Genomic DNA, 20,516 nt, shown 5'->3' with positions numbered 1-20,516 from the left:
GATCACTTATGCTGGGTAAACGCTGACTTGTTTTTTGTCGCGTCCGAGACGTTCGAAACGAACGACACCAGTTGCAGTTGCGAAAAGTGTATCATCGCCACCACGTCCGACGTTCATACCTGGGTGAATCTTCGTACCGCGTTGGCGGTAGAGGATTGAACCAGCAGAAACAGTTTGACCGTCTGCACGTTTCGCCCCAAGGCGTTTCGATTGCGAGTCACGACCGTTCTTTGTCGAACCTACCCCTTTTTTCGATGCGAAGAACTGAAGATTAAGTTTCAACATGTGGAATCCACCTCCTATATTTGTTCAAGTTGGATAAACTCACCGTAACTTTCAGCGATGGTTCCAAGCTGGACCAACATCGCTTCCAGTAACAATTGGGTGCGTTCACTGACATCCGGTGCTAAGTCAGCATACGGTTCTACATAAAAGTAGCCACCTTCTTGTTGTTCTGCCATTTCAAGGAGCAGGACCTGCCCGAGCAGTGATTCGATGGCATTGTATGCCCCGAAGATCACACTTGATGTGCCGGCACAGACTAAATCCAAACCAGGCTCAGCGAACTCGGCATGTCCTGTCACTTCGATGGAACGGATCAACTCCGCTTCATCTCGTCGAATCTTGACACGTATCATGGCTTACGCTTCGATTTTCTCGATGCGGACCTTCGTGTAAGGTTGACGGTGACCTTGCTTACGACGGTAGTTCTTTTTAGCTTTCATTTTGAAGACTGTGATCTTTTTCGCGCGAGCGTGTTTGATGACCGTTGCTACGACCTTCGCACCTTCTACGAGTGGAGCGCCGACTTTAACATCGTCACCACCAAGGATCAAGACTTCGCCGAATTCTACTGTGCTGTCGACGTCTGCGTTTAATTTCTCAACGTAGATCTCTTGGCCAGCTTCGACTTTAACTTGTTTACCACCAGTTTTAATAATTGCGTACATTACGTGCACCTCCTCTTAGGAACTCAGACTCGCCATCACGGGCAGCGGATGCTTTAAAACCCGGTCTGTGCGGTTGTAGTCATTTGGGTGCTTTCCAAACGAACTAACGTTATTCAGAATACCAAACGAAGTTGACTGTTGTCAATAACGTTCTGCCGGATTCTCAATGTCTTTTGACAAAATCGTCACAGTCGGCTTTCGTACCGGTAAACAGAATGCCCGGTTCACCTTCTATCAGAAGTAATTCAAGAGGACTTTCGGCGAGAAGCAATGGACTGAGCAGAGCGAGCGGAGCGCGAACGACCGCTGCTTCCGCGTGTGTCGCGAGTTCCATCAACCGTGGCTCGAGTTGACGGTGGATCGCGACCCGGGACAACTGACCATGATCCCGTGACCGTTCGAACAGGGACTTCCCGTGTCGCTGACGTGTCAGTTCACATAAGCCCATTTTCGTAAAACCGTATACTTCGATCTGTTTCGACTCGTGCGCTGCCCGTTCCTTCAACAGTTGTGTCACACGTTTCTGTCCTTTACTGGACCCCCTCAAAAAATCGACGGCAATCATCCCGCTGATATTTCGCAGACGGAGCTGACGCATGATTTCAACTGCTGCCGCTTCATTGATTTGATCAAACGTCCGTTTTTGTTCCTTGACGGAAACTGTTTTCCCGCTGTTGACATCAATCACGGTCATCGTTTCGACTTCTTCAATCAGCAGATAAGCCCCACCGTCGAGCCAAACGACCCGGTCCAGCGCCTTCTCAATCGCCCGGTCCACCTGTTCCATAATCGGCAGGCGGCCTTTAATGACGGGACGTTCGACCTGAAACCCCATCTGCTCCAGCCGTTCTTTCTCCATTCTGTTCGTGACGAGCGCTTCTGTGACATGACTCAACCGCTTCGCTTCTTGAATGATCAAGGGCTCATCCTGTTCAAGTGTCGTCTGCTGTAACATATGTTGATGACGTGCCCGCAGTTGCTTCAATTCCGCCATCAACACCCCGACCTCGGCTTGCGCCGCTTCTGTCCGGTATAAAATCCCTTCCTCTTCCGCCACCGGAATCACTTTAGCCAGTTGCTGTTGAACGACTAAATCCAGCTTCCGGCTGAAACGCACGCGGCGTCCGTATGGGAAATAGACGAGGAACCGTCCACCATACGTGATGTTTTGTGTCACTTTATGCTGTTTCGGGGCTGCCCCTTCTTTTACGACCTGTACGAGTACGGTCTGACCGACTTGAACAGCTTGCCCGATCGTTGGAACTTCCGGATAACGGCGTAACGTCTCCAGCGTTTCATTGATCGGTAAATAAAGAGGCGTCCCGTCCGTCGCAATCAAAAATGCCGCTTCGAGCGTCGGGTGCAACCTGTCAACTTTCGCATGCAGCAAGGTGCCGACACGAAGTTCATCCCGCATTCGTTCGTGGTATTCGACGACGCGCCCCCCTTCGACCAACGCGACCCGTTCCAGAGACGGAGTCTGTTCACTAATCCATTTCATCTTCATTCCTCCATGAAAAATAGACTAGAAGCATAAAACCCTTCTAGTCTATTTTTCCCCATCTTATTTCATGCCAAGCATTTTTTTCAGTTTCACGAAAAATCCTTTTTGCGGCTGTTCCATGATGTCGAGCAACGGAACGGACTCCCCGAGAATCCGTCGCGTGATGTTCCGGTAGCCGAGACCAGCCCGATTATCCGGATTCATCGTCACGGGCACACCGCGGTGAGACGCTGCGATGACTTCTTCATCATCGACGATTAAACCAAGCAGATCAATCGACAAGATACGCATGATTTCGTCGATATCGAGCATATCTCCAGCCGCCATCATATGCGAGCGGACACGGTTAACGACGAGCTTCGGCACGATTTGACGCTCCGAACGCTCCAGCATCCCGATGATCCGGTCTGCATCCTGAACCGCAGCTTTTTCTGGTGTCGTGACAATAATGGCTTCGTCTGCACCGGCAATCGCATTCATGAAGCCTTGTTCGATTCCTGCCGGGCAGTCAATCAAAACAAAGTCATACTCTAATTTTAATGAGTCAATGATGCCTTTTACCTGTTCCGGTGTGACGGATGATTTATCCTTAGACTGAGCAGCAGGTAACAGATACATTTCTTCAAAACGTTTATCACGGACGAGGGCTTGATGCAGTTTACATTGTCCGGTTACGACGTCAACGATATTATAGATACTCCGGTTGTCGAGGCCAAGTACGATATCCAGATTCCGAAGACCGATATCTGTATCGACGAGACAAACCGAATTCCCCATCAGCGCAAGTGCTGTCCCGATGTTTGCAGTCGTCGTCGTCTTACCGACTCCACCTTTACCAGATGTGACGACGATGGCACGTCCTACATGCGTTTTCGCATCTTTATGTACCTGTTCTTTCACTTGTTCCATATCTGTCACCCTCTTTCACTATCAATCGCAAATTGATCCATCCGCGCAAGCGGGACGGTTTGAAGACGAGAAAATTCGACTCCTGTTTCCCCTACAAAAGCACAACCCATGTCTAACGCCTTGATCGGCGCATCATCCGGATCTTCATGGACGAAGTCGGAAATCGAAATCCATTTCGGCTGCAGGATACTTGCCGCAATTACAGCCTGTTCGTTCCCGCCTTTTCCTGCATGAACGGTCCCCCGTAACGCACCGAGACAATAAATGCTGCCGGTTGCGTGAACGACGGCTCCCGGATTGATGTCGCCAATGACGACGATCGACCCTTCGACATCTACGACATGCCCACTTCGGGCCGTGCCGCCAAAGTAATGAAATGTTCGTTCCCCGTAAAGAGCTTTCGCTTCATCCTTCGTCAGACACTCGCTGTCGTACCCGTTAAACGAAAATGAATCATGACGCGCAACGATGGACTCGACGGCCGTCACAACGCCTTCGTCGACATAACGGCGACCGAAGAAGAAGGTAATCGGAACGGCGCGTCCGTTCTCGACGGATTTGTCGGCAAGCGTCAATTCTAAATCGTCAAGAAATTCATCCACACTGCACCTTTCATTCACATAGACGGCGAGGCCACCACGATGACCTTTCATCGTTACATAACGCTTACGCTCAATCATGACTCATCCTCTTTTCTCATCAAATGTGGATTGCACCAGTCGCGTCATCGGATAATACAGCACGATGATTCCAATCAACTGAGCAATGAGACTCCTTGGAATGATTTGCGTCGCGAGTTCCTTGAAGGGAACACCGACTCCTACGACCGAAGCCGTGAAGAAATAAATATCCAGTTCAAACAAAATAGCGCTGAACGTAAAGGTGACGATAATCGTTAATACGTTCTCCTTTACATATTTTAGCACGAAGCTACTAAAAAGCGGAATGGCAGATAGCGCAAATAAATAAATTCCGATGATATCCGAATAGACGAAATCATATAACAGACCGAACAACAATCCAAAACCAAGCGCTTGTTCGATTTTTCCATAACGTCCCAAAAACATCAATGCGATCAACGTGACATGGATGACGTAAGGAGAACCGTCTCCAAGCGGACCCGCAAACAGCGTTCCTTCCAAGATAAAAAGAAGGAACACGGCGAAAAACAACTTGATGTTATTCACGAGTGTCCCCTCCCTTGTCGGTCTCAGCGAAAGGTTCCTTCGCTTCGCGCTGAATCACGAAAACGTGACCAAACTGTTCGAAGTCTGCTGCCGGTTTGACGTATGCAATTTTCGAAGCACCGTATTGATCCGATTTCACCTGTTCGATTTTTCCGACCACGATACCACTCGGATACTTACCACCGAGTCCAGATGTCGTAACAATCTGGCCTTTTTTCAGTTTGGCATCATTCGGAATCTTCGTGAATTTCAAGAGATTCGTCTCTTCGTCAAATCCTTCGATCGTACCGAAGACACTTTTTCCTTTCGTATCGTCAGCTACCGCTGAGACATTGTTCGTCCGGCTCGTATCCGATAACAATTGAACGAGTGATGTGTAGGCACTTGTCTGAATGACACGGCCAATTAAACCATCTGCCGTTACGACGGCCATATTGGCTTTGACACCTTGTTCTTTTCCGATATTGACCGTGACGAAGCGTTGCCATTCGGATGACGTGCGACCGATCATTTCTGCCGGTAATAACGTATAATCCCGAATCGACCCTTTTAGCTTCAACATGTCTTTTAATTCACTGTTCTCACGTTCCAGATCGCGGACTTTGACGGAATTTCCGGCATAGTCGCCCAGTCGTGATTTTAAATACTCATTTTCCTTATACACATCGCGCACTTCTTTAACCGAAGTGACCGTATCATCAATCCAGCCAATCGGTGTCGCAAAAAGACGCTGTCCAACGCCGACGGTATCGCGGACAAAACTTTGATACCAGTGGGTTTGGTTACGTCCTTGGAGCGAGATCCCGATTAAAATCACCAAAAGGAGAAAACTAAGGAGTGTGATGAGCAGTTTTCGATTATTTAAAAATCGCTTCATCGCTCATCCCGTCCTTATCTTTTTTGTGAGATGCCTGATTTCGAACGTAACACATTCATCATCTCCAACGATTTACCTGTACCAATTGCGACACAGTCGAGCGCGTTTTCCGCAACGAGTGTCAAGATGCGTGTTTCATCTTCAATCACAGCATCCAAGTTTTTCAGAAGGGCGCCGCCGCCTGTCAAGACGATTCCGCGGTCCATGACGTCTGCTGATAATTCCGGCGGTGTTTGTTCAAGCGTGTGTTTAACACCGGCTAAAATCGCATCGACCGTATCCGACAACGCATCACAAATTTCTGCACTTGTGACTTCGATTTGTTTCGGAAGTCCTGTCACGAGATCACGTCCACGAATCTCCATCGTCTCGTTTTCCGATTCTTCATCAATCCGGGCATAACCGATCGTCATTTTCAACGTTTCAGCCGTCCGCTCACCAATCATCAGATTGTATTTCGATTTGATGTAACGAATGATGGACTCGTCCATCTCATCTCCACCGACACGAATCGATTGGCTTGTGACGATACCGCCAAGTGAGATGACAGCAACTTCCGTCGTTCCGCCACCGATATCGACGACCATGGATCCCGTTGGTTCAGAAACCGGAAGACCTGCTCCGATTGCTGCTGCAAACGGCTCTTCAATCGTATAGGCTTCGCGTGCACCAGCGAGTTTCGCTGCGTCTTCGACCGCACGTTTTTCAACGGATGTGATACCGCTTGGTACACAAATCATGACGTTTGTTTTAGACGAAAATAATCCTTTTTTCTTCGTTGCTTGATCCATGAAGTATTTGATCATCGTAGCCGTTGTTTCATAATCGGCGATAACCCCATCTTTCATCGGGCGTCGTGCCGTCACGTTTCCCGGTGTCCGTCCAATCATGTTTTTTGCTGCATTACCTACTGCTTCAATCTTTCCTGTATCGGTACGGAATGCGACGACAGAAGGTTCGCGCACGACGATTCCTTGCCCCTTCACATAAACGAGCGTATTTGCCGTACCTAAGTCAATGCCGATTTCACGGCTAAATGATCCAAACATTATTCAAAAAACCCCTCTCTGAGAATACACTTCACTAATTATAACGGAAAAGCCTTCCTAGGAAAGCGTTAAAACGTTACAGCTTGTTTACAGTTCATTGGTCGCTACAAAAGTAAAAACGCCTGAGGTCAGGAAGCATCGTTCCCCCTCAGACGTTATTCTTACATAAATCCCCGCTGTTTCATACTAATAAATTGTCCATGCCCGATGACGAGGTGATCGATGCAACTGATTCCAATCAATCTCCCGGCCTCGACCATTCGTTCCGAGACTTCGATATCTTCGCGGCTCGGCGTCGGATCACCGGACGGGTGATTGTGGACGGCTATGAAACTTGCCGCCGAACAACGGATCGCCTCCCGAAATATGTCGCGCGGGTGAACAATCGATGTATTGAGTCCACCGATAAACAGTGTTTTTTTCGAAATAACCTCATTTTTCGTATTCAAGTACAGACAGATAAAGTGTTCCTGCTGATAGAGACGCATCTCTTCCATCAATAATTCAGCGGCATCATCCGGTGAGCGGACGACCGGGCGGACCCATTTCGGTTCCGTGACAAGACGTCGGCCGAGTTCAAGTCCTGCCATGATTTGGAGCGCCTTTGCTTTTCCGACGCCCGGTGCCTTTTCCAGTCCGCCGACCCCTGCCGCTTCAAGTTCGATCAGCGACGGATAGATATCGAGTAAATCCTCGGCAATTTCAAGTGGACTCCGGTTCCGCGTCCCGCTGCGGACGAGACATGCTAATAGTTCCACCGTCGTCGCCTGTGCCAACCCCTTTAACTGAATCATATCTTTTGGCCATTCAATCACTTCATCCGACCTTTCTGTACAAGGAATTACGCGAACATCGGCTTGATTCCAAACGTTTCGAGACGACGGCTGATCGGATTGATCGGTAAACCGACGACATTATAATAATCCCCGTCAATCGCTTCGACGAACAGACCGCCTTTTCCTTGAATGCCGTATCCGCCCGCTTTGTCATACGGTTCTTCCGTCGCGACATAAGCGAACATCCAGCTTTCCGGAATATCACAGAATCGGACGGTCGTCGTAATTGTGAACGTCTCCTCTCGTTCATCCTGCAAAAGCGTCACCCCGGTCACGACTTCATGCGTTCGTCCAGATAACCGCCGTAACATTTCGAGGGCCGCCGGTTGATCGGCCGGTTTTTCAAGAATGTGGTGATCCAGTGCCACGACCGTATCCGCTGCCAGAACGATTTCCCCGGGCTTCGCTACGGTACGCGCTTTTTTCCGTGATAAATACATCACGTACTCGTCAGCCGTCATCGGGTATGGGGCTTCCTCCAACACATCGGCCGGCCGTATCGTATGGGGCACACCAATCTGCCGTAACAGTTCAGTCCGTCTCGGAGATGCTGAAGCCAGAATCAATGGGTGTTGCGTTATCATCAGTATCACGCTCTTTTCCTTCTTTTTCGACCAGTCTTACTGGAATCAACTTTCAGTATAACGAAAAACAAGTGCCGCTCCGAGTCAGAGCAACACCTGTTTTTTGATTAATTATCTGTAACATCGACAAACGGATCCGATTTAGGTGTCGTCTCTTGAAGAGGCGTCTGTTTATCCGGAATCAGCTGTGTCAAATCCGGGCGGTAGTAACTTTCGATTTCCACCGTAAAGGACATCATCTCGTCCTCTAATACGATCGTCTGGCTTCCCGGACCGGGTTCATCCGGACCTGTCAGCTGAATTTGACGTAAAATCGTAATCCGGTCCGTCCGTTCGATCTGTTTGAGGAAGGCCATCAGTTCAAGATAGGACGGAGCCTCGACCGTCAAAGAAGCTGGCAGTGCCGTCGCGGTTGTGGTCGCAACCGGTGTCTCTGCCGTCTGGGCAGCTTCCGTCTCGGATTCTGTTGCCATCGCACCATCGACGGCAGGCGTTGACTGGACCGGCGATGCAGGAGCTGCTTCCGTTCCGGTTGCACCAAACGTGATAGCTTGGACTTTCACACCGGCAATTTGACTGGCCGCATTGATTGCATCAATCACGTCATCATTCGCTGGTACGACCGGGACTTGTTTTTGAAGAAAGCTGGATTCGGCGACATCCACTTTCTGTTCATTCGCCTTCGCTGCTTCAAGCGCCATCTGTTCCCGCTCAAGCGTCGCTTCCGTTTGATTCAGCTCTTGGTAAGTCGTATATGTTGTATATCCGAAGTAGGCGAGCCCTCCGACGATCAAGACAATCGTCAAGGCAAGAAGAATGAGACCACTGTATCGTTTCAATTTTCTTCCACCTCCTCTACTTCAGTCGAAACGGGTTCGCCCGCTTCTGTGTCGGTTGTCGGCGGTTCAACCGTTTCCGTCGATTCCGCTTCCGGATCGACCACTGCATCCGTCGCCGCGTCTTCCTTCGGTGCATCGGGATCCGCCTGGTTCGTTTCCCCTTTGATGACTTCCGCCGGAACGACCGTCAGACCAAATTGTCCGATATAGCGCGGTTCTTCCGTCTCCGTATCATCCGTCGGCGTAATTGTCGTCGATGGAATTTCTTGACCGGTCGTCGGATCAATTGTCGTCGATGTGACGACTTCCGCCTCTTCATTCATCGTTTTTGTCGTGACACTCGTTAACGTCACTCCGGTGAAGGCCGTATCCGTCAACAATTGACGGTAAAACCCGTTTAACTCTTCAAGTGTCTCGAACTGCGCATTCATCGTGACAAGATGGTCGGCGCCATAGGCAAACTGCAGGATATAACCGCGTTCCGGCAGATACCGTGTAATCCGTTCAAGAGCCGGAACAGCTGGACGTGGTGTCGCTTCAAGCCCGTCAACTGTCTGCTTGAGCTGCGCGACTTCTTGTTTGGCGGATTGGGCCGATTCCGATTGTAGCGTCCGGACGATTTGAATCTGGTTGTTCGCGGTTTCAATCCGATCGGCAAATTGATCGGTCTGCCAGTAGAGATATCCTCCGGCCATCCCGCCGAATAACAACAAGATGAGGGAAGCTACCAGTGGAAACTTTGGAGCCACATCACTGTCCGGCAACAAGTTAATCCGGTCTTTATGGACCGTTGCTAATCCAACGAGGGGTAAGTAAGCTTTTGGAATCGATTGACCTGCCACATCAAGTACATCCGGTACTTGTTCCAACCGGACATCAAAGTTCGTTTCAAACCGGCGGACCAGCTCCTCTTGAAACGGAAAATCTCCAGTCAGCATGACGCGGCTAATTTCCCGCCCGTCCCGTGCTAACGAGAAGCGATAGAAATCAAGCACACGTGAAAATTCCAGTAACATCTCTTCCAAGATGAATTCGACGTTGGCATCGTCCGATTGATACCGGTAATGCAACCGGTCCTCGTTGACATCGACTTCCCAGGCATTCGCGACAAACGTATCGACCGAACGAATCAGACGCGGTATCTTGTCTTCAATGATGATCAGCTGATGATTCGTCGCGTTGACGTTCCAAATCAATAGATTACTGTCGGCTTCGACCTCATACAGCGCATCGAGACCAAAAAACGTTGCCAGTGGCTGGGGCTCCGCTGCCACGAGACGGATATGTTTTTTCCGGAACAGTTCCATGTACTGTTTTAACGCTTCGTTCGGTGCCGCATACAACATGATTTCCCGTTTACCGTCTTCTTCGAGCAGCGTGTAATCAAAATACGGTTCTTCAAACGGCAGGACGATGCTGTGTCCCAGTTCCATAAACAAATATCCGCGAATCTGATTCGTCTCGACCGTCTCCGGAATTTCGAGTTTCCGGGCTAGGACGAGTGATCCGTCAATCGCCAAGACCGCTTGCGAACCGCGGGGAACCTTTAACTTCGCCAGTAAGCTGTCAAAAATCAGATCAAGCGATGCTTCCGGTTGGAGCCACCCCCCTTGAAGGGTTCCGGGCGGTAACGAGACGACGCCTCGTCGTTTGATAACACCCTTTTTAACGACCGCTCCAAAAATCCCGACATCTGTGAAATTAAAGTAAATATATGTACCTCTGCGCCGAGCTTGCGCCATATGTATGTTCTTCCTTTCCTAGAGGAACAGATCGAGATAAAGCTTCACCCAATCGTCCGCGAAATAATATGTCAGTAATGTTCCGACTGCAATCGAGGGAACAAACGGAATCGGTTGTTTTCGTTCAACGCGTTTGAAACCGAGTAACCCCAGTCCGATGATCGATCCGACGAACGCGGAAACAAACAGGGCGATGACGACGTGTAACGGACCTAAAAAAATCCCGAGCACACCAAACAACTTGACGTCTCCTGCCCCCATCCCTTGTCGTGACGCAAGAAAGATCACGAACAATAGAAAGAATCCGACGAATCCGCCAATAATTGGATTATACCAGTTCTCAAGGGGAGAAAGGTAGCGAACAATCAGACTAATCGGTAAAAAGAATAATAAGATTTTGTTCGGAATCAACATGTAGGCAAGATCGGACATGACGAGGATACTGAGCAGGCTCGTCAGCAGAATCGACAGGATGAATTGCATCGACCAACCGAACTGATAAAAGGCATAAGCATACAAAATCCCGCCGAGCAATTCGAGTGCAGGATACTTGATCGAAATCGGTAACTGGCACGTCCGACATTTGCCGCGCAAAACGAGATAGCCGATGACCGGCGTCAACTCGAGTGGACCGAGAACATGGCCACAGTTCGGACAATGCGAGCGCGGACGAACAATCGATTCCCCGACCGGCACCCGTAAGCCGACGACGTTCGTAAACGAGGTCACGAGCATTCCAATCAGAAAAAAGTAAACGGTGAAAACGACTGTCATCATACAGTTCCCTCCTTAAAAAAGTTCAGAAAAAAACCCCCGAGATGGGGGGAATGCTAACTATTATTTCTTTTCTACTATTCCAGCACGTTTTAAATCTTTTGGTTCTTTTGCTGTAAAGTATGTGTAATCTGTTGATTCACTTTTCAGTGTAACCTCATAATCATATGAACCATTCTTCTCAGTCACAGTAACGAACGAATCTTCATAAGGTGCATCAGAATTTAAAGCATCTTTCATATCATCGATGTATTTTTTTAATGAATCTGTTCGAGGTGCATCTTTTGTACCTTTAGCTACATCGTTAGCTGTAATTGCTTTTTTATCTTGATTAATACCTACTTTAACTGTTTCCCCAGGCTGAACCGGGTTTGAAGACGTATACAGTTTTGCTGCAGCTACTAATTGTTTCGCATCGGATACAACCGCATCCTTACGTGAGTTTTCAATCAATCCGCCGATGGCGACGACAGCGATTGCTGCAATGATTCCTAAGATAACGACAACAACGAGTAACTCGATCAATGTCAAGCCGCGCTCGTCACGCATTTGTTTAGCATCGAGCCAAATCTCTTTCAGACGTTCTAACATGTTTATTATTCCTCCCTAGTACTTTTTCACTGCTTCTGGCGTATAGGTCATACTATCCAGTTTGATACTATTATAGTAGCACCATATTTTTTGTAGAAAATGTCTTTTTTGTACAATAGGTAAATGTTTTGACAGTTGTCAACTGGCCTGAATATCGGAGTAGATTTTGAACATCGGGACAACGACTGCAATGACGATCACACCAACGATAACTGCTAATACGACAATCAATAACGGTTCAATGATGGACTTTAAACGGTCGGTCGTCGTCTCAACTTCGGTTTCATAAAAATCGGCGACTTCGGTCAGCATCGAGTCGAGCCGTCCCGACTCCTCCCCAATCGCAATCATCTGCGTGACGAGAGGTGGAAAATATTTGTTTTTTGATAAGGGTTCATGCATCGGGATCCCGCGTGACATTGCTTCGTTTGCAGCGGCAATTCCTTTACGGATGACCCGGTTCGTGACGATCCGTTCCGTGATGTCGAGGGACGCGAGAATCGGGACGGAGGCATTCAGTAAAACGGCCAGTCCCCGTGTCATCAAGGCGATTTGTGATTTTTGAATCAATGGGCCAAACACGGGAATCATCAATAACAGACGGTCAAAGATAACGCGTTGCCGCTCATTCTTTAAGTTGAAGTACAGCAGACCGAGCAAACCAAAAGCAATCAGCAGTAAGACCCACCAATAGGCGACAAAAAAGTCAGAAACCGCAACGACGATTTTTGTGATCAACGGCAACTCACTTCCCAGTTGGTCAAAAATCGACGCAAACGTCGGGACGACGTTCAGCATCAAGAAGACGACAACGCCGATGGCAACAATCGAGACGACTGCCGGATAAATCAACGCTGAGATGACCTTCCGTTTGATCTCGTACTGCTTTTGAAGCTGAGTGACGATATTATCAAGCGCTTCTTCCAAGTTTCCGCTCGCTTCCCCCGCCATCGCCATACTGACAAAAAACGTATCGAAGACACGGGGATGTTTTTCAATCGCTTGCGAAAATTGAATTCCGCTCCGTAGATCATCTTCAACCTCGACAAGTGCCCGCTCGAGCGGTTTCGAATCGGTCTGTTTGCGCAAGATTTCCGTCGCTTTGACGATCGAGACCCCGGACCGGACAAGTGTCGCAAACTGACGGGCATACATGACGAGATGCTCGATTTTCGGTTTCGCTGTTAAAAATGTAATCTCTGTATTTAAGCCTTTTGATTCTTGTTTTTCAAGCAGCGTCACGGCAATTTGATCGGTCCGTAATCGTTCTGCCGCTTCCCGTTTCGTTAATGCTGTGATCTTGCCTTTTTTTCGTTTGCCGGTCATTGTTCGACCTTCATATTTAAAGACTGTCATTAATTCACCCCGATATGTAAGGTGTCGCGGCAGATGCTGGAATCAAACCTCGACTCACTAAGTCTTGTAGTGCCATCTGCATCGTCTGCATCCCGTACTGTTTTCCTGTCTGCAGAACAGATTGAATCTGATATTCTTTCCCGGTCCGGATCAAGTTTGACACAGCCGGTGTCTCGACCATGATTTCAAGTGCTGCGACACGACCCGTTCCATCGGTCCGTGGCATCAAGCGTTGCGAAACCACGCCTGCTAAAACGTTGGCTAACTGGGCCCGGATTTGATCTTGTTGCTCGGACGGAAAGACGTCGATGATTCGGCTGACCGTCGATGCCGCCGTCGATGTATGGACGGTCGCAAAAACTAAATGACCTGTCTCTGCTGCTGTCACGGCGGTTGAAATCGTTTCCAGATCGCGCATCTCACCTAGCAGGATGACATCCGGATCCTGACGCAGGGCAGACCGTAACCCGGTCGCAAACCGCGGTGCATCGATACCGATTTCCCGCTGGTCAATCAGACTTTTCTGATGACTATGCAAATATTCAATCGGATCTTCGAGCGTGATGATCCGCTTATACATCGTCTGGTTGATTTCATTGATCATCGCTGCCAGTGTCGTCGATTTCCCGGAACCGGTCGGACCGGTCACGAGAATCAAACCGTGCGGCTTCGTCAAAAAACGTTTTAAGACCGGCGGTAATGACAGCTGATCGAGTGTCGGGACTTCGGTCGGAATTGTCCGGAAAGCCATCGACAACGCACCGCGTTGATAAAAACAATTGACGCGGTAGCGCGCCACTCCTGTCACACCAAATGAAAAATCGATATCGCGATCCTGTTTTAACTGTAAAAACATTTCCTCGGTAATAAGGGAGCGGACAAACCCTTCAATGATGATCGGCTTCATCTTTTCCGAGCCAAACGGTGTCAGGACACCATTGATGCGAAAGACCGGTGGTGAGCCGGCCGTCAGATGGACATCAGATGCTTCTTTTTCTTTTGACGATCGTAAAATGTCTTCAATTTGGGCGCGTTCCATCGTACTCATTCGGAAATCACCGTCCGGAGAATCTCTTCCGTCGTCGTGATCCCTTGGGCGACTTTAGATAAACCGTCCGCTAGCAATAACCGTTGTCCTTGTGATCTTACATACATCGTGATTTCACTCTCCGTTGATTGATTCATGATCATCCGTCGTAAGCTTTCATCAACCATGACGACTTCTTGAATCGCCAGACGTCCACGATAACCGGTCATGTTACAAGAGGAGCAGCCGCGTCCACGCATGACGGTCGTCGCCGCAATGCCTTCTTGCGCAAATAATTCTTCTTCCCGCTTCGACAACGGCTGGACTTCCCCGCAGTCACGGCATACCCGCCGGACGAGACGCTGGGCAATCAATCCGGTAACTGAGGCCGCAACAAGGAATGGTTCAACCCCCATATCGATCAATCGGGTAATCGAACTGACGGCCGAATTCGTGTGCAAGGTCGAGAGAACAAGGTGACCGGTTAATGAAGCCCGGATTGAAATCTCGGCTGTTTCAATGTCCCGAATCTCCCCGACCATGACGACGTTTGGATCCTGTCGCAGAATCGAACGGAGACCACTGGCAAACGTCAAGCCGATTTTTGAGTTGACCTGTACCTGATTGATACCGTCGACTTGATACTCGACCGGATCTTCGACCGTAATGATATTACGTGTTTCATCGTTCAATTCATTTAAAGCGGCATACAATGTCGAGGATTTCCCGGATCCGGTTGGTCCCGTGATTAAGATAATCCCGTTTGGCCGTTTGAGCATCTCACGGAATTGTTGTTCGTTCCGTTCACTGAAACCGATTTTTGCAATCGAGATGTTGGAATTGGAACTGTCGAGAATCCGAATGACGACTTTTTCGCCGTAGACAGTCGGTAATGTCGAGACCCGGAAATCATACGCAACGCCATTGTGTAGGAATTTAATTCGTCCATCCTGTGGTAACCGGGATTCCGTAATGTCAAGTTCGCTCATGACTTTAATCCGGGTCGTCAAAATATTTTGAATCTGTTTCGGATAATTGTTTTCTGTCCGTAATTCACCATCAATCCGAATTCGGATTGAAAGCGATGTTTCTTGTGGATCCATATGAATATCGGATGCCCGCTGGGAAATTCCGTTTTCGAGTATTTGATTGACTAGACGGATAATGGGAGCATCTTCACGTGTCACGGTATCACGTGATGTATCCGAAATCGTCATCTCGTCGGACTCGAGTAATTCTCGCAGGGATGAATCGATATCGTAATACTTTAAAATCGTCCGCCGGATTTCGTCGCGTGTCGCAAGTCCCACCTCAATCATCAATCCTGTCTGCAACCGCAAATCATCAATTGCAATTAAATCCATCGGATCTGCCATCGCGATGAACAGCCGATTTCCTTCTCGATAAACCGGCACTAATGTATGCCGCTGTGCCAGTTCTTTTGAAATCAATTTCGTTACCGCGACATCGACCGGATAGTTATACAGTTGAATGACAGGAATTTTTAATTGATGATGCAACGCTTCAATCAATTGTTGTTCGGTTAAATGACCGAGTCGTAGTAAGGTATCCCCTAATTTTTCCGATGTCCGTTTGACGGATAAAGCCTCTTCAATCTGTGCTTCCGTCACGACACTTTCTTCCAACAGCATTTCGCCTAAACGTTTTCGTTTCATCGCCATTTACGTTGTCATCCTTCCGCGTGCCATGTTTCTTCTTCGTCAAGTGGTGTCAGTTTTTGTTTTTTTTCATCCACGACACTCGTAATTGCCGTTACAACTAGAATCAATACGATATAACCGGCAATGACCAAAGGATTCGAAATCCAGTCAAACTTGACGATTAAATAGAGGGAAGTGACCAAGACGAGCGCCGTCAATGAAAGAATCACTTTTGCTGCTGTAGTCGTGACAAAAGGAATTTGAATCGCAAACATCAAACCACAAATGATGGTCGCAAGACCGATAATGATACCAAGTTCAATTGCTAAGTCCGTCCAGTTCATGTTCATCCTCTTTTCTTTTAGGAAAATCAGCCGACAGCGCCTTCTGTCGAATCATCTTCGACTGGAGATGCCGGGTCCCCTGTTGTTGGTGTATCCGGAGTATCTGGTGTTGTCGGTTGCTCCGGTGTTACAGGTTCTTCTGGTGTCGTCGTTCCGTCTGTTGTTCCATCCGTTGAGTCAGTTGTTGAGTTATCTGTCGAGTCATTGGTTGTTTCATCATTCGTCGTCTCGTCCGTCGAGTCGGTTGACGGTTCTTCTGCCGGTGGTGTGACGACAGGCGGTAACTCTTCTTGACTGCTCTTCGTCACAATGGCTGGTGTGGCTGCATAAAAATCAAGGGCCAGTAATCGTTTGACTTCTCCTTGATTTGATTTCGTGACACGATACAACTCAATTGATTTTCCTTCAATGCCTGATTGCGTATCACTGCTTGTTCCCGCAGATAGCGTTGCAGAATAGCGTGTGATTGTCCGGTACGGAATTGTTTTTTCCGCTTCCAGTACGGCAGAAACCGTTTCTTTGAACGGTGTCCCGCGTAATTCAAGTGTGACATCGCTCCCATTCTTCGTCGCTACGACTTGGTAGTTGACCGCTTGTGTGTTCCGAACGGCAAAATCGGTTTTTTCGTCAATCTTGACATCATAACCAAGCGTGATATCGTCCGGTAACTGCGCATGTGGCATCCGTTCGACAATCTCAAATGGCGTTTTCGCAAATAATTCATACAGTTTACTGCCAATGAAGGAGGCCGCAATCGGATCCATCCCATATGTCTTCACATTCATCAATTGACCGGCCTTGATGTCGACTTGAGCCATCGCGTCAATCATCTGTTCTTCTGCTGCCGAACGGGTCATAAACGTGACACTCGAAACGACTTCACCCGCCGGATCAATCGCTGCTGCCGTTTCAGACGGATCAAAGTTTCCTTCTTCCAATTTTTCACTTGTTTTGATTAACCAGGTGTTGAACGTCTTCACCTGCTCTTCTGTATATGTAATCGGTTGTGAGGCGAGATAGGCTTCCATCGCTGTTTGATCAACAGTTACCTCTAAAGATCCACCTTTTTTTAAGGACGCTTGTTTGATTGATTCCTCAATTTTAAATGTCACCAGTTCAGTCGGAATTGGCAATGTTTCTTCTCCTGTCCCGACGGTCAATGGTGTTTTTTTAGACCAGGACGTGACTGCTTCCTGCACTTTCGGTTTTGCTTCTTTCCGTGTCAATCCGCTGACGGGAACAGAACCAATACGCGCCGTGTCAGAGAAGTTTTCCGAGACTGTTGCTTTGCCGGTAAAGGAAATCAAGGCAAACGAAGGAACATAGATTAAGGCGATTAAGGCGACTAGCAGTAACGTATGTACAGCAAAACGTTTTAAATTTATCATCATCTGTTTCCTTTCCGTATGAAATAACCATTTCAGGTGTCTAGTATTTCCATTATAATGAATATTATGATGAAACATAAGTCCTACCTGACAAATACTTTCTCTACGTGTGAATACATACCTTTTTTTAATTTTTAGTCCAGAAATCCTATTGATTTAGACATGAGGTGAATCCGTGCCAAACAAGCAAGCTGGTTTTTCATTAATTGAGGTATTAGTCAGCATTACGATTTTATCGATTATTTCTGTATCGTTAATCAGTATCTTTTCCCAATCCCTCGCCGCATCCCGGGATAGCACTAAATTGACGTTTGCCAATTATCTCGCCAAAAATGCTGCCTCCTATATCGAGCGGGAAGCCGTCGAAGCAGAGTCCGGTCCTTTTGTTTTTAATGACTTGAAAACCAAAGCCCAACAGGCAACCTATCAGAATGGAGCTTTTGTAATGCCGACGCCGAACACGCCGTCATGTGGTGTATCGGCTATTTGTGACTCAATCTTCAATGACCCAGAAATAAATAATTTACCGTTCGATGTGAAGTTCAGTGTCACTCCACGTAAAATCAACGGACAAACGGATCCCAATCTGCTCGATTTGTATGTTTATGTCTATCCAGACGGACAATCAGAGCCCATTACTTCCTTGAAAGGATCGATTACGAATGCGACGCTTAATCAAAGTTTTCCATCAACGAAGTGACGGGTTTTCACTCGTTGAATTACTGGTCGCAATCGTCATTGCTGCGATTTTTAGTGCGGTCATCCTAACGGTGTTTATTTCGGGAACAAAAAGCTTTCAGGCAACCGGCATTATCAGTGAGTTGCGGAGTGAAGCCGACAGTTCGGTTGGTTTGATTTTAAATGAAATCACCGGGTTTGATGCTATTCGAATTGACGAACTCAATCAATTGTCATTTTATAAAAAAACACTGCCAAGTATTAGTCAATCAACAGGGCTGCTTGAACGGTCGGCCGGTTTTGTACCGTATAACGCCAATCAAGACCAAACAGACGAGACGGTCAATCCGATCACTTATACATTTGCTGAGCAACAAACCGAACAGACGACTTTGATTTATAAAGGACCGCCCGAAAGCATCAATGACCAGACACGCGTTGAAAAAACATTTACCCTATCGCGTCCGGAAACGGTCACGATTACCACAGGCGACTATCCAGGTGTCTATGTCATTCACGGCATCTTGACGATTACCTTAACCATCCGGTCCGTTGATCAAGAAGAAACACAAACCCTGACGAGTACGATCGGCTTTTAAGGCAGAAAGGACGACCTATGCGAAAATCTGAAGAAGGTTACACCCTACTATTTGTATTAGTGACATTAACCGTTCTGTCCGTACTGGCGGTGGCGACAATCGGTATCAGTCTACAATCCACCCGGTTGACGGAAATCCGGGGCACGAACATCGAAGTCGAATCAGCGACACAAAATGAATTGAATCAAGCCATCGCTGCCCTGCAACAAATCGTTGCGACGACAGCCGGCACCAATCCCACCAGTTCTTCCACCGAATTATTTAAGGATCCAACCAATCAAATCATTTTAAAGCTTGCGGCTTCCGCACCGAATGTCAAAATCGTCTTAAACGAGGCGGCCTCGAACATCCGGGTCAAGGCATTTGATTTGACCGCAGAGGTCGAAGAAACAAAAGGCGATCAGCCGACAGTCCGGAAAACGTATTCGCAACGCGTTTATCTGTCTGCGATTCCAAGTTTTTTATACTACATCTTAGGTTCGGACAATCAAGTGATTTTAAATGGCGCCCCGCGGATTCAGGGAAATATCTTTTCCCGGGAACCGTTGCAAGTATCAGCGTCACCTAACTTTATCTACAATGGTGTTTCGGGGAAGTATACGGATAAAACGGCCCGTTCTTACATCGATGGTCAAGTCAAGGTATTCCAGCCAAAGGACCAACCGTTATTGAGCTGTCGTGATTTTTTACCTTGTGATTCAAGTGTATTCGACTCGACCGTCAAAACGGACTTGTTGGCCACAAAAGACGCCTTGGTCCCGTTTGATTTTGAATTCGCCTTAAACGATTTTTTAGATATTCCGAGTACCACGCCACTCGCCACGTTATCGAGTTACTTACGAGATCAACCGATCAAACAGGCTGTCTTATCAGGTCCATTTTTAAACGAACTAAGTACAGACAAACAACTGATTCGACCGGCACCAACAGAAAACAACACGGTGACCATTACCGACGACATCGTCAAAGCTTCCACTGAACCCCTTATCATCGACGGAAACTTGACGATTTCTTCCCTCAACCCCATCGATCGACCACTTGAAATCAAACGGCCGATGATTGTTCTCGGTAATTTACTGATCCGCGGTAACGTCAGCTTTGCGACGACGATGTTTTCGACGGGCTCGAGCCGCCTGGACGATGCGAACATTCAAGGAATTGCCAGTTCAGTCAGTCAGAATACCTTGATCCTTCTCAGCAAAGGAAGTTTGACGATTAACCGCGTCAATAAATTTTCAACACCAAAAACCGCAACACCCGATATGAGTGCTTTTTTATACAGCGATGATCCAAAGCTAAACCGAATCTACTCCGTTGGTTCGACGATGAACCTGCAAGGTGGAATCTTTACGAAAGGCAGTCTCGAAGTCAATGCCTACCGCGGAACGCTTGATTTACCGGAAAATAGTTTCCCGCAAGATGTAACAGCACTCGAGACCTTGATGAAGGCCAAGCAATCCGCTGATGCTGAAAAATCCCGTCTTCGTTTAACTTACGATGCGAGTGTTCTTCAAAATCCAACAGCGATGCTTCCGCTCAGCCGGGCCGTTCAACTCTATGTCGAGACGCCGAAACGGCTTCCATGACAAACAAAAACACGACACCCGTCAACAGCGGATGT

Annotated in this window: 23 protein-coding genes and 1 other annotated feature; of the genes, 3 read left to right on the top strand and 20 right to left on the bottom strand. The window is 47.9% G+C overall.

What is annotated here, in order from left to right; all coding sequences use genetic code 11:
• Nucleotides 1-6: 6 nt before the first annotated feature.
• The 20 genes from rpmA to MUN34_RS03300 all read right to left on the bottom strand — a co-directional run bounded on the left by rpmA (nt 7) and on the right by MUN34_RS03300 (nt 17,618).
• A complete protein-coding gene (rpmA, locus tag MUN34_RS03395) occupies nt 7-285 on the bottom strand; it encodes a 50S ribosomal protein L27 (RefSeq protein WP_012370976.1) in 279 nt (92 codons plus the stop codon).
• A 14-nt stretch (nt 286-299) separates the two neighbouring features.
• Nucleotides 300-638, bottom strand: coding sequence for a ribosomal-processing cysteine protease Prp (locus tag MUN34_RS03390; RefSeq protein ID WP_026827819.1), 339 nt, complete (start codon nt 636-638; stop codon nt 300-302).
• 3 nt (nt 639-641) lie between these two features.
• Nucleotides 642-950, bottom strand: coding sequence for a 50S ribosomal protein L21 (rplU, locus tag MUN34_RS03385; RefSeq protein WP_012370978.1), 309 nt, complete (start codon nt 948-950; stop codon nt 642-644).
• A gap of 15 nt (nt 951-965) precedes the next feature.
• Nucleotides 966-1,035: a sequence feature (ribosomal protein L21 leader region), on the bottom strand.
• Between the two features lie 78 nt (nt 1,036-1,113).
• Nucleotides 1,114-2,451 carry a ribonuclease E/G gene (locus MUN34_RS03380; RefSeq protein ID WP_247856873.1) on the bottom strand — a complete coding sequence of 446 codons (1,338 nt, stop codon included), beginning with the start codon at nt 2,449-2,451 and terminating at the stop codon, nt 1,114-1,116.
• 63 nt (nt 2,452-2,514) lie between these two features.
• The gene (minD, locus tag MUN34_RS03375; RefSeq protein ID WP_051525125.1) at nt 2,515-3,363 is read right to left on the bottom strand and encodes a septum site-determining protein MinD; all 849 of its coding nucleotides are present in this window, start codon (nt 3,361-3,363) and stop codon (nt 2,515-2,517) included.
• A gap of 5 nt (nt 3,364-3,368) precedes the next feature.
• Nucleotides 3,369-4,043, bottom strand: a complete 675-nt coding sequence (locus MUN34_RS03370) for a septum site-determining protein MinC (protein WP_026827816.1) — start codon at nt 4,041-4,043, stop codon at nt 3,369-3,371.
• A 3-nt stretch (nt 4,044-4,046) separates the two neighbouring features.
• Nucleotides 4,047-4,550 carry a rod shape-determining protein MreD gene (gene mreD, locus MUN34_RS03365; RefSeq protein WP_012370982.1) on the bottom strand — a complete coding sequence of 168 codons (504 nt, stop codon included), beginning with the start codon at nt 4,548-4,550 and terminating at the stop codon, nt 4,047-4,049.
• Nucleotides 4,543-5,427 carry a rod shape-determining protein MreC gene (gene mreC, locus MUN34_RS03360; RefSeq protein WP_247856872.1) on the bottom strand — a complete coding sequence of 295 codons (885 nt, stop codon included), beginning with the start codon at nt 5,425-5,427 and terminating at the stop codon, nt 4,543-4,545. The genes mreD and mreC overlap by 8 nt, the downstream gene beginning before the upstream one ends.
• A gap of 14 nt (nt 5,428-5,441) precedes the next feature.
• On the bottom strand, nt 5,442-6,476 hold the full coding sequence (locus MUN34_RS03355) for a rod shape-determining protein (RefSeq protein ID WP_012370984.1): 1,035 nt from the start codon (nt 6,474-6,476) through the stop codon (nt 5,442-5,444).
• A 161-nt stretch (nt 6,477-6,637) separates the two neighbouring features.
• Nucleotides 6,638-7,270, bottom strand: coding sequence for a RadC family protein (gene radC / locus MUN34_RS03350; RefSeq protein WP_188005452.1), 633 nt, complete (start codon nt 7,268-7,270; stop codon nt 6,638-6,640).
• Between the two features lie 47 nt (nt 7,271-7,317).
• Complete coding sequence (locus MUN34_RS03345) at nt 7,318-7,896, bottom strand: Maf family protein (RefSeq protein ID WP_247857033.1); 579 nt, start codon at nt 7,894-7,896, stop codon at nt 7,318-7,320.
• 107 nt (nt 7,897-8,003) lie between these two features.
• Nucleotides 8,004-8,735 (bottom strand): hypothetical protein, encoded by a 732-nt coding sequence (locus MUN34_RS03340; RefSeq protein ID WP_214763517.1) that lies wholly within the window; start codon nt 8,733-8,735, stop codon nt 8,004-8,006.
• Entirely contained in the window at nt 8,732-10,477 is a 1,746-nt protein-coding gene (locus tag MUN34_RS03335) for a type IV pilus biogenesis protein PilM (RefSeq protein WP_247856871.1), read from the bottom strand. The genes MUN34_RS03340 and MUN34_RS03335 overlap by 4 nt, the downstream gene beginning before the upstream one ends.
• A gap of 18 nt (nt 10,478-10,495) precedes the next feature.
• Nucleotides 10,496-11,254: a prepilin peptidase gene (locus tag MUN34_RS03330; RefSeq protein WP_012370989.1), complete on the bottom strand. Its 759-nt coding sequence runs from the start codon at nt 11,252-11,254 to the stop codon at nt 10,496-10,498.
• 60 nt (nt 11,255-11,314) lie between these two features.
• Nucleotides 11,315-11,842, bottom strand: coding sequence for a type II secretion system protein (locus MUN34_RS03325; RefSeq protein WP_247856870.1), 528 nt, complete (start codon nt 11,840-11,842; stop codon nt 11,315-11,317).
• Between the two features lie 138 nt (nt 11,843-11,980).
• Nucleotides 11,981-13,198: a type II secretion system F family protein gene (locus tag MUN34_RS03320; RefSeq protein ID WP_026827808.1), complete on the bottom strand. Its 1,218-nt coding sequence runs from the start codon at nt 13,196-13,198 to the stop codon at nt 11,981-11,983.
• A 4-nt stretch (nt 13,199-13,202) separates the two neighbouring features.
• On the bottom strand, nt 13,203-14,246 hold the full coding sequence (locus MUN34_RS03315) for a type IV pilus twitching motility protein PilT (protein ID WP_012370992.1): 1,044 nt from the start codon (nt 14,244-14,246) through the stop codon (nt 13,203-13,205).
• A complete protein-coding gene (locus tag MUN34_RS03310; protein ID WP_012370993.1) occupies nt 14,243-15,907 on the bottom strand; it encodes a GspE/PulE family protein in 1,665 nt (554 codons plus the stop codon). Before MUN34_RS03310 ends, MUN34_RS03315 begins: the two co-directional genes overlap by 4 nt.
• An 8-nt stretch (nt 15,908-15,915) precedes the next feature.
• Nucleotides 15,916-16,230: a hypothetical protein gene (locus tag MUN34_RS03305; protein WP_012370994.1), complete on the bottom strand. Its 315-nt coding sequence runs from the start codon at nt 16,228-16,230 to the stop codon at nt 15,916-15,918.
• 26 nt (nt 16,231-16,256) lie between these two features.
• Nucleotides 16,257-17,618, bottom strand: a complete 1,362-nt coding sequence (locus tag MUN34_RS03300) for a G5 domain-containing protein (RefSeq protein ID WP_247856869.1) — start codon at nt 17,616-17,618, stop codon at nt 16,257-16,259.
• Between the two features lie 175 nt (nt 17,619-17,793).
• Here MUN34_RS03300 and MUN34_RS03295 point away from each other — a divergent pair, with 175 nt between their 5' ends.
• From MUN34_RS03295 to MUN34_RS03285, 3 genes are read left to right on the top strand one after another with little or no spacing between them, the layout of a single operon-like run.
• Nucleotides 17,794-18,318, top strand: coding sequence for a type IV pilus modification PilV family protein (locus MUN34_RS03295; protein WP_247856868.1), 525 nt, complete (start codon nt 17,794-17,796; stop codon nt 18,316-18,318).
• Nucleotides 18,281-18,895, top strand: a complete 615-nt coding sequence (locus MUN34_RS03290) for a type II secretion system protein (protein ID WP_247856867.1) — start codon at nt 18,281-18,283, stop codon at nt 18,893-18,895. Before MUN34_RS03295 ends, MUN34_RS03290 begins: the two co-directional genes overlap by 38 nt.
• Before the next feature lie 17 nt (nt 18,896-18,912).
• The gene (locus MUN34_RS03285; RefSeq protein ID WP_247856866.1) at nt 18,913-20,481 is read left to right on the top strand and encodes a type II secretion system protein; all 1,569 of its coding nucleotides are present in this window, start codon (nt 18,913-18,915) and stop codon (nt 20,479-20,481) included.
• Nucleotides 20,482-20,516 lie beyond the last annotated feature (35 nt).

It is taken from the genome of Exiguobacterium sp. 17-1 (assembly GCF_023096305.1).
Classification (GTDB): Bacteria; Bacillota; Bacilli; order Exiguobacteriales; family Exiguobacteriaceae; genus Exiguobacterium_A; species Exiguobacterium_A sibiricum_A.
Note: the sequence above shows the minus strand (reverse complement) of the source record. Positions and strands in the feature narration are given on the sequence as shown.

Excerpts from the sequence above, each read along its gene's own strand:
- rpmA (WP_012370976.1), bottom strand. The coding sequence starts at position 285 with ATGTTGAAACTTAATCTTCAGTTCTTCGCATCGAAAAAAGGGGTAGGT.
- MUN34_RS03390 (WP_026827819.1), bottom strand. The coding sequence starts at position 638 with ATGATACGTGTCAAGATTCGACGAGATGAAGCGGAGTTGATCCGTTCC.
- rplU (WP_012370978.1), bottom strand. The coding sequence starts at position 950 with ATGTACGCAATTATTAAAACTGGTGGTAAACAAGTTAAAGTCGAAGCT.
- MUN34_RS03380 (WP_247856873.1), bottom strand. The coding sequence starts at position 2,451 with ATGAAATGGATTAGTGAACAGACTCCGTCTCTGGAACGGGTCGCGTTG.
- minD (WP_051525125.1), bottom strand. The coding sequence starts at position 3,363 with ATGGAACAAGTGAAAGAACAGGTACATAAAGATGCGAAAACGCATGTA.
- MUN34_RS03370 (WP_026827816.1), bottom strand. The coding sequence starts at position 4,043 with ATGATTGAGCGTAAGCGTTATGTAACGATGAAAGGTCATCGTGGTGGC.
- mreC (WP_247856872.1), bottom strand. The coding sequence starts at position 5,427 with ATGAAGCGATTTTTAAATAATCGAAAACTGCTCATCACACTCCTTAGT.
- MUN34_RS03355 (WP_012370984.1), bottom strand. The coding sequence starts at position 6,476 with ATGTTTGGATCATTTAGCCGTGAAATCGGCATTGACTTAGGTACGGCA.
- radC (WP_188005452.1), bottom strand. The coding sequence starts at position 7,270 with ATGATTCAGTTAAAGGGGTTGGCACAGGCGACGACGGTGGAACTATTA.
- MUN34_RS03345 (WP_247857033.1), bottom strand. The coding sequence starts at position 7,896 with ATGATAACGCAACACCCATTGATTCTGGCTTCAGCATCTCCGAGACGG.
- MUN34_RS03335 (WP_247856871.1), bottom strand. The coding sequence starts at position 10,477 with ATGGCGCAAGCTCGGCGCAGAGGTACATATATTTACTTTAATTTCACA.
- MUN34_RS03330 (WP_012370989.1), bottom strand. The coding sequence starts at position 11,254 with ATGATGACAGTCGTTTTCACCGTTTACTTTTTTCTGATTGGAATGCTC.
- MUN34_RS03325 (WP_247856870.1), bottom strand. The coding sequence starts at position 11,842 with ATGTTAGAACGTCTGAAAGAGATTTGGCTCGATGCTAAACAAATGCGT.
- MUN34_RS03320 (WP_026827808.1), bottom strand. The coding sequence starts at position 13,198 with ATGACAGTCTTTAAATATGAAGGTCGAACAATGACCGGCAAACGAAAA.
- MUN34_RS03315 (WP_012370992.1), bottom strand. The coding sequence starts at position 14,246 with ATGAGTACGATGGAACGCGCCCAAATTGAAGACATTTTACGATCGTCA.
- MUN34_RS03310 (WP_012370993.1), bottom strand. The coding sequence starts at position 15,907 with ATGGCGATGAAACGAAAACGTTTAGGCGAAATGCTGTTGGAAGAAAGT.
- MUN34_RS03305 (WP_012370994.1), bottom strand. The coding sequence starts at position 16,230 with ATGAACTGGACGGACTTAGCAATTGAACTTGGTATCATTATCGGTCTT.
- MUN34_RS03300 (WP_247856869.1), bottom strand. The coding sequence starts at position 17,618 with ATGATAAATTTAAAACGTTTTGCTGTACATACGTTACTGCTAGTCGCC.
- MUN34_RS03290 (WP_247856867.1), top strand. The coding sequence starts at position 18,281 with ATGCGACGCTTAATCAAAGTTTTCCATCAACGAAGTGACGGGTTTTCA.
- MUN34_RS03285 (WP_247856866.1), top strand. The coding sequence starts at position 18,913 with ATGCGAAAATCTGAAGAAGGTTACACCCTACTATTTGTATTAGTGACA.